Annotated in this window: 17 protein-coding genes; 4 read left to right on the top strand and 13 right to left on the bottom strand. The window is 67.3% G+C overall.

What is annotated here, in order from left to right; all coding sequences use genetic code 11:
• Window positions 1-45: 45 nt before the first annotated feature.
• Entirely contained in the window at window positions 46-729 is a 684-nt protein-coding gene (locus B2J86_RS15835) for a DUF4124 domain-containing protein (RefSeq protein WP_371736587.1), read from the bottom strand.
• A gap of 35 nt (window positions 730-764) precedes the next feature.
• Entirely contained in the window at window positions 765-1,475 is a 711-nt protein-coding gene (gene pyrE / locus B2J86_RS15830; protein WP_169169786.1) for an orotate phosphoribosyltransferase, read from the bottom strand.
• A 10-nt stretch (window positions 1,476-1,485) separates the two neighbouring features.
• On the opposite strand from pyrE, the gene B2J86_RS15825 reads away from it, so the two are divergent.
• On the top strand, window positions 1,486-2,289 hold the full coding sequence (locus B2J86_RS15825; RefSeq protein WP_169169785.1) for an exodeoxyribonuclease III: 804 nt from the start codon (window positions 1,486-1,488) through the stop codon (window positions 2,287-2,289).
• A 101-nt stretch (window positions 2,290-2,390) separates the two neighbouring features.
• Here the strand turns inward: B2J86_RS15825 and B2J86_RS15820 are convergent, their stop codons facing one another.
• The 9 genes from B2J86_RS15820 to B2J86_RS15780 form a co-directional block, all read right to left on the bottom strand.
• Window positions 2,391-2,582 carry a 2-hydroxymuconate tautomerase gene (locus B2J86_RS15820; protein ID WP_169169784.1) on the bottom strand — a complete coding sequence of 64 codons (192 nt, stop codon included), beginning with the start codon at window positions 2,580-2,582 and terminating at the stop codon, window positions 2,391-2,393.
• A gap of 30 nt (window positions 2,583-2,612) precedes the next feature.
• Window positions 2,613-3,590, bottom strand: a complete 978-nt coding sequence (locus tag B2J86_RS15815; protein ID WP_173026080.1) for a tripartite tricarboxylate transporter substrate binding protein — start codon at window positions 3,588-3,590, stop codon at window positions 2,613-2,615.
• Between the two features lie 20 nt (window positions 3,591-3,610).
• Window positions 3,611-4,399 carry a 2-oxo-3-hexenedioate decarboxylase gene (gene dmpH / locus B2J86_RS15810; RefSeq protein ID WP_169169782.1) on the bottom strand — a complete coding sequence of 263 codons (789 nt, stop codon included), beginning with the start codon at window positions 4,397-4,399 and terminating at the stop codon, window positions 3,611-3,613.
• Between the two features lie 11 nt (window positions 4,400-4,410).
• Window positions 4,411-5,451 (bottom strand): 4-hydroxy-2-oxovalerate aldolase, encoded by a 1,041-nt coding sequence (gene dmpG, locus B2J86_RS15805; protein WP_169169781.1) that lies wholly within the window; start codon window positions 5,449-5,451, stop codon window positions 4,411-4,413.
• 11 nt (window positions 5,452-5,462) lie between these two features.
• Window positions 5,463-6,377 carry an acetaldehyde dehydrogenase (acetylating) gene (locus B2J86_RS15800; protein WP_173026079.1) on the bottom strand — a complete coding sequence of 305 codons (915 nt, stop codon included), beginning with the start codon at window positions 6,375-6,377 and terminating at the stop codon, window positions 5,463-5,465.
• Between the two features lie 13 nt (window positions 6,378-6,390).
• Window positions 6,391-7,173 carry a 2-oxopent-4-enoate hydratase gene (gene dmpE / locus B2J86_RS15795; protein WP_173026078.1) on the bottom strand — a complete coding sequence of 261 codons (783 nt, stop codon included), beginning with the start codon at window positions 7,171-7,173 and terminating at the stop codon, window positions 6,391-6,393.
• Between the two features lie 67 nt (window positions 7,174-7,240).
• On the bottom strand, window positions 7,241-8,701 hold the full coding sequence (locus tag B2J86_RS15790; RefSeq protein ID WP_173026077.1) for a 2-hydroxymuconic semialdehyde dehydrogenase: 1,461 nt from the start codon (window positions 8,699-8,701) through the stop codon (window positions 7,241-7,243).
• Window positions 8,702-8,736: 35 nt separating this feature from the next.
• Window positions 8,737-9,198, bottom strand: coding sequence for a carboxymuconolactone decarboxylase family protein (locus B2J86_RS15785; protein ID WP_169170656.1), 462 nt, complete (start codon window positions 9,196-9,198; stop codon window positions 8,737-8,739).
• Between the two features lie 55 nt (window positions 9,199-9,253).
• The gene (locus B2J86_RS15780) at window positions 9,254-10,252 is read right to left on the bottom strand and encodes a tripartite tricarboxylate transporter substrate binding protein (RefSeq protein ID WP_169636734.1); all 999 of its coding nucleotides are present in this window, start codon (window positions 10,250-10,252) and stop codon (window positions 9,254-9,256) included.
• 174 nt (window positions 10,253-10,426) lie between these two features.
• On the opposite strand from B2J86_RS15780, the gene B2J86_RS15775 reads away from it, so the two are divergent.
• Window positions 10,427-11,347, top strand: a complete 921-nt coding sequence (locus B2J86_RS15775) for a LysR substrate-binding domain-containing protein (RefSeq protein WP_173026076.1) — start codon at window positions 10,427-10,429, stop codon at window positions 11,345-11,347.
• A gap of 164 nt (window positions 11,348-11,511) precedes the next feature.
• Window positions 11,512-12,150: an MBL fold metallo-hydrolase gene (locus B2J86_RS15770; protein WP_173026075.1), complete on the top strand. Its 639-nt coding sequence runs from the start codon at window positions 11,512-11,514 to the stop codon at window positions 12,148-12,150.
• A gap of 125 nt (window positions 12,151-12,275) precedes the next feature.
• On the opposite strand, the gene B2J86_RS15765 is transcribed toward B2J86_RS15770, so the two are convergent.
• The gene (locus tag B2J86_RS15765; protein WP_169170660.1) at window positions 12,276-13,049 is read right to left on the bottom strand and encodes a ferredoxin--NADP reductase; all 774 of its coding nucleotides are present in this window, start codon (window positions 13,047-13,049) and stop codon (window positions 12,276-12,278) included.
• A gap of 223 nt (window positions 13,050-13,272) precedes the next feature.
• The gene (moaC, locus tag B2J86_RS15760; RefSeq protein ID WP_173026074.1) at window positions 13,273-13,761 is read right to left on the bottom strand and encodes a cyclic pyranopterin monophosphate synthase MoaC; all 489 of its coding nucleotides are present in this window, start codon (window positions 13,759-13,761) and stop codon (window positions 13,273-13,275) included.
• A 107-nt stretch (window positions 13,762-13,868) separates the two neighbouring features.
• Here moaC and B2J86_RS15755 point away from each other — a divergent pair.
• Window positions 13,869-14,865, top strand: a 997-nt coding sequence (locus B2J86_RS15755) for a M48 family metalloprotease (protein WP_173026073.1), incomplete at its 3' end; no start/stop codon positions are given.

Genomic DNA, 14,865 nt, shown 5'->3' with positions numbered 1-14,865 from the left:
CCAGGGGAACGTGGTGCAGGCCGGGCGCCTGCGCCCCCGCCACGGTCAGCGCAGCGCGGGTGCGAGCGCAGAAGCCGCCGCATCGGCTGCGGGCAACGTGCCCAGCGGCACATTCTGCGCCGCCCACAGGCGCCTGAGCTGCGCCAGTTCGGCGTTGAAGCGCTGGTTCACACGGCCTTTTTCCTGCTCCTGCGCGGCCAGAAAGCGCTGCTGCTCTTGGACGCCTTCGTCGTTCTCGGCGAGCTGCCGGCGCAGTTTCATCGGCGCCTTGGCCGGGTCCTTGCGGTAGAACTCCATCTCCTGGTCGAGCGCTTTGCGCTGCTGGCGCAGCGCGAGAATGCGCGTGGAGGCCGCGTCGCTGACCTCGTCCACCAGCGCCAGGGCCGCCATGCGCTCGGCGTCGTGCGCGGCCTGGTCGGGGTAGCGCGCCACCAGCACGCGCTCGCGGCGGCGCTCTTCCTGGAGGCGGTGGAGCTCTTCCTGCGCCTTGCGGCGCTGCACGTCGAGGGCGGCGCGCTCATGGTCCGTCAGGGTCGGGCCGATGACGCGGCGCACCGTGCCCGACGGCCCCAGTTCGCGCTGCTCGCGGTCGATGCACTCGCTGATCGGGCGGTCGGACGTGAGCTTGCGCCCGGCTTTGTCCACACAGGTGTAGATGCTGGCGGGCGTCTGCGCTGGCTGCTGCGCCGCCGCGGCCATGCACAGGCCCGCCAGAAGCGCGCCGGCCATGGCCCGGGTCCATGCCGGGCGGCACAGTTTGCTGTTCAATGGGTGGGTCCTTCCTCGTTGACGCCATAGCGCTGGCGGTAGGCCAGCACCCGTTCGTGGTGTGCGGCCATCTCGCCGCCGCCCTCGCTGTGCGCGAGGTAATGCAATAAGTCTGCCAGCGTGGCGATCGCACACACCTGCAGGCCCAGCTGGCCGCGCACGTACTGCACCGCGCTGTGTGCCACGTCGCGGCCATTCTCCGTGGCCATCTCCTGGCGATCGAGCGCAATCGCCATCGCGTGGGGCGTGGCGCCCGCCGCCTCGATCAGCGCAATCGATTCGCGCGCGGCCGTGCCGGCCGACATCACGTCGTCGATGATCAGCACCCGCCCGTGCAGCGGCGCGCCCACCAGCGTGCCGCCCTCGCCATGGTCCTTGGCCTCCTTGCGGTTGTAGGCAAACGGCACATTGCGGCCCTGGCGCGCCAGCTCCACCGCCACCGTGGCGGCCAGCGGAATGCCCTTGTAGGCCGGGCCGAACACCATGTCGAACTCGGTGCCGCTGGCCAGCAGCGCTTTTGCATAGAATTCGGCCAGCCGACCCATCTTCGCGCCGTCGTCGAACAGACCCGCGTTGAAGAAATACGGGCTCATGCGCCCCGCCTTGGTCTTGAATTCGCCAAAGCGCAACACCCCCGACTCCACGGCAAAACGCACAAAATCCTGCGCCAAACGGTCCTGCTCTGCTGACTGCGCGCTACCAACCATGGGAAATTCCTTGTTCAAGTTAACCAGCCTCAACCTCAACGGCATCCGCTCCGCCACCAGCAAGGGCGTGGAAGCCTGGATTGCCGCAACACGGCCGGATTGTATTTGCGTGCAGGAGGTCAAGGCCCAGGCGGCCGATGTGCAGGGCAAGTTCGAACGGCTCGCGGGCCTGCAGGGGCATTTCCATTTTGCGCAGAAAAAGGGCTATTCGGGCGTCGGCATCTACACGCGCCACGAGCCCAGCGACGTGCACATCGGCTACGGCTCGCCCGAGTTCGACGCCGAGGGGCGCTACCTCGAGCTGCGCTTTGACACGCCGGCGCGCAAGCTCTCCATCATCAGCGCCTACTTCCCGAGCGGCTCGTCGGGCGAGGAGCGCCAGCTGGCCAAGTTCCGCTTCCTCGACGAGTTCCACCCGCACCTGATGCGCGCCAAGGCCGAGCGCGAATTCATCCTCTGCGGCGACATCAACATCGCGCACCAGCAGATCGACCTGAAGAACTGGCGCAGCAACCAGAAGAACAGCGGCTTCCTGCCCGAGGAGCGCGCCTGGATGACAAAGTTGTTGCACACAAGCGATGACAGCGGCGGCCTGGTCGACGTTTACCGCCATCTGCGGCCCGACGCCACCGACACCGCCTACACCTGGTGGAGCAACCGCGGCCAGGCCTATGCCAAGAACGTCGGCTGGCGCCTCGACTACCACCTGGCGACGCCCGCCGTCGCCGCGCTGGCGCGCAGCGAACACATCTACAAGGACGAGAAATTCTCGGACCATGCGCCCATCACGCTGGAGTACGACTTCATGCTGTGAGTTGGCGGGGTGCCGGGGGTTTCCAATAAAAACAGCGTGTAACGCTTGCCCAGCAAGCGCTACACGCTATCAAAACAGGAATGAGCCTGGTGCGCCGGCGCTCAGCGCCCGAGTTCCTGGGCGCTGATCCCCGCAATGCCCCAGTTCTCCTTGGGCACGTCGTGGATCCACACGCGCACGTTTTCCTTGGGGGCACCGACGGCTTGGTGCAGGGCCTCTGTGACCTTTTCGATCACGGCTTTCTTCTGCTCGGTGGTGCGGCCTTCGATCATGTAAATCTGGGCAAATGGCATGGTGGCTTCCTTGAATGTCGTCGCCCGGGGTCAGTCGAGCTTGATGCCCAGCTTGCGAATCAGCTCGCCCCAGCGCACGTTCTCGGTGCGCATGAAGTCCGCAAACTGCGCCGGTGTCTGCACGCGGATGTCGGCCGAGATGGCATCGAACGCGCTGATGGCCTCGGGCATCTTCGAGCCGTCGCGCCAGGCGGCCTGGAGCTTGTCCACGATGGCGCGCGGCGTGCCCGCGGGCGCGACCAGTCCGAACCAGGTCTCGACCTCGAAGCCCGGGTAGCCCGACTCGGCAATCGTCGGCACCTCTGGCAGCGCGCGCGAGCGCTTGGCCGATGTCACGGCGATCGGCTTGAGCTTGCCGGCCTTGATGTGCTGCAGCGTGGTGGCCAGCGAGCTTTCCATGCTCATCATGACCATGCCCGAGAGCAGGTCCGGCACGATCTGGCTGGAGCCTTTGTACGGCACGCTGGTGAGCTGGATGCCCGCCGTCGCCTGCAGCAGTTCGGCCGCCAGGTGGTTGCTGGTGCCGATGCCCGAGGTCGCGTAGTTGAGCTTGCCCGGGTTGGCCTTGGCATAGGCCACCAGGCCCTTGAGGTCGTTGAACGGCGCGGTCGGGTGCACGACGATGGCGCACGGCGAAGTGCCCACGAGCGAGATCGGCGCAAAGTCCTTCTCGACCGAGAACGGCACCTTGGCGTACAGGTGTGGCGCAATGGCCAGGCTGCTGATCGCCGACAGGCCGATGGTGTAGCCATCGGTGGCCGCCTTGGCGACGGCCTCGGTGCCGATGTTGCCGCCCGCGCCGGCCTTGTTTTCGACCACGAAGGGCTGGCCCAGCTTCTCGGCCATGACCTTGGCCGCCGTGCGGCCCATCACGTCGGTCGGTCCGCCCGGCGGAAACGGCACGATCAGCCTGACCGGTTTGGAGGGCCAGGCGTCCTGCGCCCAGGTGGCCAGCGGGGCCGACAGGGCGGCGCCCACGCCGGCGGCGATGATTTGTCTCCGTTGCATTTTTCTGCCTTTCTTTTCTATCACACAAAACGAACCGACACGCTGCCCAGGTTCTGGATGCGCAGCGTGATGTTGTCGCCCGCCTGCACCGACACCGCCTCGGTGATGCCGCCCGAGAGCACCAGCGAGCCGGCCGGCAGCGACTGGCCGCGCCGGCCCAGGTGGTTGACCAGCATGGCGACGGCGGCGGCAGGGTGCCCGAGCACCGCGGCGCCGGCGCCCAGCGCCACGGCCTGGCCGTTTTTCTCGAGCACCACGCCGAGCGTGCGCAGGTCCACGTCGCGCGCCGATGCAATGCGGCCGCCGACCACGAAGCGCGCGGCCGAGGTGTTGTCGGCCACCACGCTCTTGAGGTCGAATTTGAAATCGCGGTAGCGGCTGTCGATGACCTCGATGCCGGGCAGCACCACGTCGCTGGCGGCCAGCACGGCGCCGATGTGGCAGCCGGGGCCCTTGAGCTCGGTGCGCGTGATGAAGCAGATCTCGGGCTCGACCTTGGGATGGATCAGGTCGCTGACCTGGATCTCGGCGCCTTCGGCCACGACGAACTCGTCGACCAGGAAGCCGAACACCGGGTCGGTCACGCCCATCTGCTGCATCTTGGCGTGCGAGGTCAGGCCCGCCTTGTAGCCGACCACGCGGGCGCCGCGCGCGCGCTTGCGCGCCAGGATGCGGTCCTGCACGGCGTAGGCGTCGTCCCAGTCCATGTCGGGGTGCGAGTCCGTGATCTTGAGCGTGTCTTGCGCCTGGAGCTGGCAGTTTTCCAGCAGTTCGGCAAGCTGGTCGAGGGTGGATGCGTTCAATGCCATGTTCTTGTCCTTCAAGCCACTTGCAGTCCGCGCGCCTTGGCCAGCGTGAGCGCGGTGTCTTCGATCATGTCTTCCTGGCCGCCGACCATGCCGCGGCGGCCCATCTCGACGAGGATTTCGCGCGCCGGCACGCCGTACTTCACGCTCGCACGCTTGGCGAACAGCAGGAACGAGCCGTACACGCCCGCATAGCCGAGCGTGAGCGCGTCGCGGTCGATGCGGATCGGGAAGTCCATGATCGGCACCACCAGGTCTTCGGCCACGTCCTGGATCTTGAAGACGTCGACGCCGGTTGCGATGCCCATGCGGTCGCACACGGCCACCAGCACTTCCATCGGCGTGTTGCCGGCACCGGCGCCCAGGCCCGCGGCGGCCGCGTCGATGCGGCTGCAGCCCACCTCGATGGCGGCCAGGCTGTTGGCCACGCCCATGGCCAGGTTGTGGTGGCCATGAAAGCCCAGCTCGGTGTCGGGCTTCAGGGCCTGGCGCACGGCGCCGAGCTTTTCCGTCACGTCGTGCGGCAGCATGTGGCCGGCCGAGTCGGTGATGTAGATGCAGTTGGCGCCATAGCTTTCCATGAGCTTGGCCTGCGTGACCAGGCCCTCGGCACTGTTCATGTGGCTCATCATCAAAAAGCCCACGGTGTCCATGCCGAGCTGGCGCGCCATGCCGATGTGCTGCTCGCTGACGTCGGCCTCGGTGCAGTGCGTGGCCACGCGGATGGTGTGCACGCCCAGGTCGTACGCCATGCGCAAGTGGTCGACGGTGCCGATGCCGGGGATCAGCAGGGCCGAGACCTTGGCGTTCTTCATCAGCGGAACCACCGCGCCGAGGTATTCCTCGTCGGTGTGCGCGGGAAAGCCGTAGTTCACCGAGCTGCCGCCCAGGCCGTCGCCATGGGTGACCTCGATCAGCGGCATGCCCGCAGCGTCCAGGCCGCAGGCGATGGTCTTCATCTGTTCCAGCGTCATCAGGTGGCGCTTGGGGTGCATGCCGTCGCGCAGCGTCATGTCGTGCAGGCGGACTTTTTTGCCTTGGAGTGTGTTGGTCATGTGCGGTCTCTTTACGCGGGCACAGGTTCAAGCGTGAGCGAACCGGCCAGGATTTCTTCGGCGAACATCTCGGCCGTGCGGGCGGCGGCGGCGGTCATGATGTCCAGGTTGCCGGCGTACTTGGGCAGGTAGTCGCCCAGGCCCTCGACCTCGAGGAACACGCTCACGCGCTTGCCGTCGAACACCGGGCCATTGACCAGGCGGTAGCCGGGCACGTACTTCTGCACTTCGCGGATCATGTCGTGGATGGACGCCGTGATGGCGGCCTGGTCGGGCTCTTCCTCGGTCAGGCAGTGCACGGTGTCGCGCATGATCAGCGGCGGCTCGGCCGGGTTGACGATGATGATGGCCTTGCCCTTCTTGGCGCCGCCCACCTGCTCGACCGCACCGGCCGTGGTGCGGGTGAATTCGTCGATGTTCTTGCGCGTGCCGGGGCCGACCGACTTGGACGACACGGTGGCCACGATTTCGCCATAGGCCACGGCCTGCACGCGGGAAACCGCCGCGACCATGGGAATCGTGGCCTGGCCGCCGCAGGTGACCATGTTGACGTTCATTGCGCCCTGGCCCAGGTGCTCCTTGAGGTTGACCGGCGGCACGCAAAACGGGCCGATGGACGCGGGCGTGAGGTCGATCATCAGCGCGCCCTGCTCGTTTACCTTGCGCGAATTTTCCGCGTGCACGTAGGCGCTGGTGGCGTCAAAGACGATCTGCACGCCGTCGGCTTTCATGTGCGGGATGAGGCCGTCGACCCCGTCCGAGGCGGTCTTGATGCCCATTTCACGGGCGCGCTTGAGGCCATCGGACTCCGGGTCGATGCCGACCATCCACACGGGTTCGAGCACGCTGCTCCTCTGCAGCTTGGCCAGCAGGTCGGTGCCGATGTTGCCGGGCCCGATCAGGGCGCATTTGATTTTTCGGGACATGGGAGTTTTTCCTTCAGACGAAACGAACGGAGCAGCCGCCGATGCCGCCCATGGTCACGCGCAGGTTGTCGCCGGCCGTGACCGGGACCATGATGCCGAGCGAGCCCGAGAGCACGACCTCGCCGGCTTCGAGCGCGATGCCGTGCGCGCCCAGCGTGTTGGCCAGCCAGGCCACGGCATTGGCCGGGTGGCCCAGGGCGGCGGCGCCGGCGCCGGTGGCGACGATCTCGCCGTTCTTCTCCAGCACCATGCCGACGGTGGCCAGGTCGACGTCGCGCGGATCGACCAGCCGGTCGCCCAGCACGAACACGCCGCAGCTGGCGTTGTCGGCCACGGTGTCCTGGATTTGGATCTTCCAGTCCTGGATGCGCGAATCGACGATCTCGAAGCAGGCCATCACGCCCTCGGTGGCGGCCAGCACATCGGCGGCGGTGACGCCGGGGCCCTTCAGGGTCTTCTTCAGGATGAAGGCGATCTCGCCCTCGGCCTTGGGCTGGATCAGGGTGTTGGCGGGGATGGCCTGGCCTTCGTTGTAGACCATGGCGTCGGTGAGCCAGCCGAAGTCGGGCTGGAACACGCCGAGCATGTTCATCACGGCGGCGCTGGTCACGCCGATCTTCTTGCCGACCACGCGCTCGCCGGCGGCCAGGCGGCGCGCGAGCATGCGCTGCTGGATCGCGTAGGCGTGTTCGATGGTGATGTCGGGGTGCCGGCTGGTGAGCGGCGCCACCGTGCGGCGCGCCTGCAGCGCTTCGTAGAGCTCGTCACCCAGGGATTCGATCTGTGTGGTGTTCATGATTACTATTGATTTAATAGCTATCAGCGCTTACCCAGTAAGCGCCAGAAGCCTTTTTTATTCAAATTCAGAGCTTGATACAGACGTTCTGGAGTTCGGTGTAGAACTCCAGCGAATGCACGCCGCCCTCGCGGCCGATGCCCGATTGCTTGGAGCCGCCGAACGGCGTGCGCAGGTCGCGCAGGAACCAGCTGTTGACCCAGGAGATGCCGACCTCCATGCGCTGCGCGACGCGGTGCGCGCGCGACAGGTCCTTGGTCCAGATGGCGGTCGCCAAGCCGTAGACGTTGTCGTTGGCCTTTTCCAGCACCTCGTCTTCGCTGTCGAACGGCGCGATGTGGCAGCAGGGGCCGAAGATTTCTTCCTGGATCACGCGCGCCGTCTCGGGCAGGCCGGTCCAGATCGTGGGCTGCACCCAGCAGCCGTCCTGCAGCTCGCCGGGCATGTCGGGCACGCCGCCGCCGGTGACCACGGTGGCGCCCTCGGCCACGGCCAGTGCGTAGTACGACAGCACCTTGGCCTGGTGCTCCTTGCTGATCAGCGGGCCCAGCTTGGTGGCGGTGTCTTCGGGCACGCCGATCTTCCAGCCCTCGACCTGCTTCTTCAGCTCGGCGACGAACTTGTCGAAGATCGGGCGCTCGATATACACCCGCTCGGTGCCCAGGCAGACCTGGCCGCTGTTGACGAAGGCCGAGCGCAGCGTGCCCTCGATGGCGGCGTCGAAATCGGCGTCGGCAAAGACGATGGCGGCGTTCTTGCCGCCCATCTCCAGGCTCACGGGGCGCGCGCCATTGGCGGCCGCCTTCATGATGACTTCGCCGGTGCGGGTTTCGCCCGTGAAGGTGATCGCATCGACGCCCGGGTGCGTGGTCAGGAATTCACCGGCCGAGCCGGGGCCGAAACCGTGCACCACGTTGTAGACGCCCTTGGGGATACCGACCTTGTTCATCACCTCGCCGAGCAGCGCCGCGGTGCGCGGGGTTTCCTCGGATGGCTTGACCACCACCGTGTTGCCGCAGGCCAGCGCCGGGCCGACCTTCCAGGTCATCAGAAGCAGCGGCAGGTTCCACGGGCAGATCACGCCGACCACACCGACGGGCTTGCGGTAGCCGTAGTTGATCGCGCCCCGGCCGTCGGGCGTTGCCATCTCGAAGAACTCGGTGGGCACGTTCTTCACGACGTCGGCAAACACCTTGAAGTTGGCGGCGCCGCGCGGAATGTCGATGTGCGAAGCGAGGCTCCTGGGCTTGCCGGTGTCGGCGCACTCGGCTTCGAGGAATTCATCGAAGCGGCGCGTGATCTCGGCCACCAGGGCTTCGAGCAACTCGACGCGTTTGGCCAGCGGCATCGCGCCCCACGGGCCCTTGAGTGCGGCGCGCGCGGCGGCCACGGCGGCATCGACCTCGGGCTTGCCGGCCTCGGCCACCTGGCCGATGACGGCGTTGGTGGTGGGCGTGCGGTTGTCGAACCACTTGTTGGTGGCGACGAATTCGCCGTTGATGAAGTTCAGGATCTTGGGCTCTAGCATGTCACTCTCTCTTGGTCGGAAGGGGCCGCGCTGGTTCAGCCCTGGGCCGGTTTGTCCTGCGGCGCCTGCTGCTCGCGCTGGGCGATATTGGCGAGGATTTCGGCGCCCCGGTTGGCGGCCGACAGGCCGCGGAACAGGAAGCACAGGTTGATCGTGTCCTGCATCTCGTGCCAGGAGGCACCGGCGCGGCGCGCCGCAATGCCGTGAAGGATGGCCGCGTCGCTCGCGTCCATCAGCAGCATGCCGAACAGCATCAGCTGCGCCGTCTTGGTGTCGAAGCTTTTCGGGTACATGCCGTGGGCGCGCATCTGCTCCTGCAGGTCCAGCATCGTCGGGTCGAGTGCGCCGGTCACGTTCAGGCGCGCCTCGATGCGGGGCGGCACGAAGCCGAGCAGCTCCTGGTAGATCTGGCCGCGCTCTTCGCGGCTGGCCACGGGGTCGGCGTATTCGCCCATGGCTTTGCGGACGGTATCGACGTTGACGCGGGGAGGGATCATGGAAGTCTTTCGGTGGTGGAACGCAAGGGGAGGCCGGCGCGGGTGCGGCGCGCGGTCATTCGGGCGTGATCTTGGCTTCGCGCACCATGGCGCCCCAGCGCTTGATCTCGCCGTTCACGAAGGTGCGAAAGCGCTCGCCCTGCAGCGACTGGATCTGCACGCCGTTGGCACGCAGCGCATCCTGCACCGGCTTTTGCGCCATTACGCGCGCAAAAGCGGCATTGAGTTCCTGCACGATGGCAGCGGGCGTGCCCTTGGGAACGAACACGCCGGCCCAGGTGGCGGCTTCCACGCTGGGCAGGCCGAGCTCGGCAAAAGTCGGCACATCGGGCAGCGCAAAGTGGCGCTCGGGCGCGGCCACCGCGAGGGCGCGCAACTTGCCGGCGCGCACATTTGGCAAGGCCACGGAGATGGTGTCGAACATCATGTTCGTGTTGCCGCCCAGCAGGTCCATCGATGCCGGCGCGCCGCCCTTGTAGGGCACATGCACGAGCTGCACCTTGGCGGCCTTTTCGAACATCACGCCGGCCAGGTGCAGCGAGGTGCCGGCGCCGGCCGAGCCGTAGGTCAGCTTGCCCGGCTCGCGCCGCGCTGCCTCGATCAGCTCGGGGACCGAGCGCGCGCCCTGCGCCGCGTTGACCACCAGCACATTCGGCACCGCGCCCCACAGCGAGATGGGCTCGAAATCGGCCGCCGCGTCGTAGGGCAGGCTGGCAAACATCGCAGGATTGGCGCCGTGCGTGGCCGAGGTGCCCACCAGCAGCGTGTAGCCGTCCGCAGGTGCCTTGGCCACCAGCGCGGCGCCGATGTTGCCGGCGGCGCCCGGCTTGTTGTCGACGATCACGGTCTGGCCGAGCTCGCGGCCCAGCGCGTCGGCGACCGGGCGTGCCATCGCATCGATCGCGCCGCCTGCGGCAAATGGCACCACCATCTTCACCGGGCGCTGGGCGTATTTCGGCGCCTGCGCATGCACGCTGCCCCATACCAAGCTGCCTGCCAGCAGTACCGCGGCGCAAAGGCCGTTGGGTCGGGAAAAAGTCCGGTGTGTCGCCATGTGTCTTGTCTCGCTGGTGTTGTGGTGGATGCCGCTGCTGCCACACGGGCCAGCCCTGTTTCGGGCAGTTATCGCAGCGGTCTGGCGCAAAGATACGGTACCGCCTGCGATACTGTCCAATACCTTATTCTCTAAAATCAATACCTTTAAGGTATTCACAAACGGGGTAAAAACATGGACCTGCGGCAGATGAAGTACTTCCAGGCCCTCTGTGAAGAGCTGAACTTCACGCGGGCCGCAGAGCGCTTGCACATGGCGCAGCCGCCCCTGACGCGGCAGATCCGCGGCCTGGAAGACGAGCTCGGCACCCCGCTGTTCGTGCGCACCGCCAAGGGCGTCGAGTTGACCGCCGCCGGCCAGACGCTGCGGGACGAGGTGCCCAACATCCTGGCTTTGGCGCTGCGTGCGCGCGAACGCGCGCAGCGCGCCGGGCAGGGCCTGATCGGCCAGCTCGACGTGGGCATCTTCGGCTCGGGCGTGCTCGACGTGATCCCGCGGCTGCTGGCGGCCTTCCACCGGGCGCGGCCCGAGGTGCGCATCGAACTGCACAACCTCACGAAGGCCGAGCAATTGCAGGCGCTGCGCGAGCGCCGCATCACCATCGGCTTCAACCGGCTGGTGGCCCCAGAGCCCGGCCTGGAGGTGCTGGCCGTGTTGCAGGAAACGCTGGTGGTCGGCCTGCCAGAGACGCATCCGCTGTGTGCACGGCCAGAGATCACGCTGCGCGATCTCGATGGCGAGCCGATGATCGTCTACCCCAACGCCCCGCTGCCCGGCCTGGCGCAGGAGGTGGCCACGGCGTTTCACCGCGAGGGCATCCGCCTGAACGTGGTGCAGGCCGTGGAGGATGTGCTGACCTGCGTGGCCCTGGTGGCGGGCGGCTTTGGCAGCTGCATCACCACCCAGTCGGCCACCAGCCTGCGCTTGCCGGGCGTGGTCTACCGGCCGCTGCGCTCGCGCTACCTGCGCGACATCGAACTCAGCTGCCTGTACCGCAGCGATGACACCTCGCCCGTGCTGTCGGCCTTCCTGGACGTGGTGCGCGCGTTTGCCGACAAGCAACACATCGGCGAGACCCCGGGCGGGCGTGGGTGAACCACTGCCTCCCTGGACGCATGCGCAGCGGTGGTACGCTGCTGAAACCCGTTTGCATTCAACGCGATTTGAGACGGTGCTGTGCTCTGCGCAACATGCCGCCAGCACCGTTTTCAAGTCATGTGTTGAAGTGTGAAGCTTTCTTGTCCGCTCCCTGCCAGCCCATGCTCCAGTACCTCACCGTCCCCGTCACCCCGTTCCAGCAGAACTGCTCCATCGTCTGGTGCGACGCCACCCTGAAGGCCGCCGTCATCGATCCCGGTGGCGACCTCGACACCCTGCTCGGCGAAGTCGCGCGCCTGGGCCTCGCGCTCGAACAGATCTGGCTCACGCACGCCCACATCGACCATGCGGGCGGCACGGGCGAACTGGCCGAGCGCCTGTGCTTGCCCATCGTCGGCCCGCACCCGGGCGACCAGTTCTGGATCGACGGCCTGCCGCAGCAAAGCGCGATGTTCGGCTTTCCGCCCGCGCAGCCCTTCACGCCCACGCGCTGGCTGCACGACGGCGACAGCGTGCAGATCGGCGATGAGACGCTGCAGGTGCGCCACTGCCCGGGCCACACGCCCGGCCATGTGGTGTTCCATGCGCCACAGACCGGGCGCGCGTTTGTCGGCGACGTGCTGTTTGCCGGCAGCATCGGCCGCACCGATTTTCCGCAGGGCAACCACCAGCAGCTGATCGACAGCATCACCGGCCGCCTGTGGCCGATGGGCGACGCCACGGTGTTCATTCCGGGCCACGGCCCCGAGAGCACGTTCGGGCGCGAGCGCGCCAGCAACCCGTACGTGGGCGGAACCTGACGGGTTCTGTGCTTCTGGTTTGATAGCTGCTGGCGCTTGTCCACCAAGCGTTTGGAGCCCAAAAGACGCTCAGTCGCGCGGGCCGCACCGGCGCCGCGCAGGCACCGGCGCCCGCAGCGGCCGTCTTATTTCTCGACGAACGCGCGCTCGATCACGAAGTCGCCTGGGCGCGTGGTGTTGCCTTCCTCGAAGTCGGCATGCTCGAGCAGGTGCTTGAGGTCGTGCAGCATCTCGGGGCTGCCGCAGAGCATCACGCGGTCGGTGACCGGGTCGAGCGGCGGCAGGCCCAGGTCGGCAAACAGCTTGCCGCTCTTGATCAGGTCGGTGATGCGGCCCTGGTGGCGGAACGGCTCGCGCGTCACCGTCGGGTAGTACTTGAGCTGGGCCGTGACCATCTCGCCGAGCAGCTCGTGCTGGGGCAGCTCCTGCGTCAGGTAGTCGTGGTAGGCCAGTTCGTTGGCGTGGCGCACGCCATGCACCAGCACCACTTCCTCGAACTTCTCATAGGTCTCGGGGTCGCGGATTACGCTCAGGAACGGCGCCAGGCCCGTGCCGGTGGACAGCATGTACAGGCGTTTGCCGGGCAGCAGATAGTCGATCAGCAGCGTGCCCGTGGGCTTCTTGCCGACGACGATGGTGTCGCCCACCTGGATGTGCTGCAGCTTGGAGGTGAGCGGGCCGTCGGGCACCTTGATGCTGAGGAACTCGAGGTGCTCCTCGTAGTTGGCGCTGACGATGCTGTAGGCGCGCAGCAGCGGCTTGTCGTTGACCTTGAGCCCGATCATCGTGAAGTGGCCGTTGGAGAACCGCAGCGCGGTGTCGCGGGTGGTGGTGAAGCTGAAAAGCCGGTCGGTCCAGTGGTGGACCGACAGCACGCGTTCTTCAAGAAATGCGCTCATGGTGGGTAGGCTGAGGGTGTGAGAAACAGATTCCGGCGGCTGGGTGGCGCGCCGGGGCCGGCAAGACTGGCCCCGCAGTGCGCTGCCTGGTGCCCAGCAGCGTCTTCGCGCGTATTGTCCCGTAAAGCGCGATCGGCGCTGACCGGAGGGCCGCATGGCTTGATGTGCGGCAAGGAAAAGGCCGGCGCGCGGGTGCGCCCGCGCCGCCAGGCGCTAGGCGCACTCACTGCGCCACATAACTGCCCGACTTCCCGCCGTGTTTTTCCTCGACGCGCACGCCATGGATCGACATGCCGCGGTCCACGGCCTTGCACATGTCGTAGATGGTGAGCAGGGCGACCTGCACGGCCGTGAGGGCTTCCATTTCTACGCCGGTGGGGCCGACGGTTTCCACCGTGGCGGTACACAATATGCCTGTCGCGCCCGGCTGGCGTGCGCTGGCAGCCTCGAATTCAATAGCGACGCGGGTCAGCGCGAGCGGGTGGCACAGCGGGATCAGATCGCTGGTCTTCTTGGCGCCCTGGATGCCGGCGATGCGCGCGATGCCGAGCACGTCGCCCTTCTTGGCAGTGCCGGCCTCGATCAGCGCCAGGGTGGCGGGCAGCATTTCGATGCGGCCGCTGGCGATGGCGGTGCGGTGGGTGGCGGCCTTGGCGGCAACGTCGACCATGTGGGCCTGGCCCTGGGCGTCAAAGTGGGTGAGTGCGGACATGGGGTGGTAACCGGGTGAATCGGTGGGGAAACATTCGGGGGACGGGGCATCATACGTTCATGCCGACACACCAGCGCACACCGAATGGTCTTGGGTCCGACGCCGCCATGGCCCCGCCACGTTTCAGGCCGAAATGGCCTCTGGCCCTTGCTGCATCTGTCCTAGCAGCTTCTTTATTGATAGCATCTGGCGCGCTGCTGCCGGTGCCCGCGCGCGCCCAGGCCAGCCTGCCCACGCTCGGCGACGGCGGCGACATGACCGTGAGCGCCGAGCGCCGGCTCGGCGACCGCATCATCCGCGAGCTTTACCGCGACCCCGACTACATCGACGACCCGGTGCTGGTCGAGTATGTGCAGGGCCTGTGGCTGTCGCTGCTGGACGCGGCGCGCGCGCGCGGCGAGCTCTCGCCCGAAATCGACGAGCGCTTTGCATGGGAGGTGCTGCTCGGGCGCGACCGCACGGTGAACGCGTTCGCGCTGCCCGGCGGCTACCTCGGCGTGCACCTGGGCCTGATCGGCGTGGTCACCAGCCGCGACGAGCTCGCCTCGGTGCTGGCACACGAGCTCAGCCACGTCACGCAGCGCCACATCTCGCGCCTGATGTCGCAGCAAAGCCGCCAGACGCCCTGGATGCTGGGCGCCATGGTGCTGGGCGCATTGGCCGCCAGCAAGAGCCCGAACGCCGCGCAGGCCCTGGTGGTGGGCGGGCAGGCCGTGGCGATGCAGAACCAGCTCAATTTCTCGCGCGACATGGAGCGCGAGGCCGACCGCATCGGCTACGGCCTGATGGCGCCGGCCGGCTTTGCGCCGCAGGGCTTCGTCAGCATGTTCGACAAGCTGCAGCAGGCCAACCGCCTCAACGACAACGGCTCCTGGCCCTACCTGCGCAGCCACCCGCTGACCACGCAGCGCATCGCCGACATGCACGCGCGCTTGCCGCCGGGCAGCAGCACGGCGACGCCCGCGCCGACGCTCGAGCATGCCATGGTGGCGGCGCGCGCGCGCGTGCTCTCCCGGCCCGGCGTCGACGTGCTGCGCCAGTGGCTGGCCGAGCCGCAGGGCCCGGGCTTTGCGGCGCTGGGGCCGGTGCGCCAGGCCGGGGCGC

The sequence above is a fragment of the Acidovorax sp. SRB_14 genome, from assembly GCF_012932145.1.
Taxonomy (GTDB): Bacteria; Pseudomonadota; Gammaproteobacteria; order Burkholderiales; family Burkholderiaceae_C; genus Simplicispira.
Note: the sequence above shows the minus strand (reverse complement) of the source record. Positions and strands in the feature narration are given on the sequence as shown.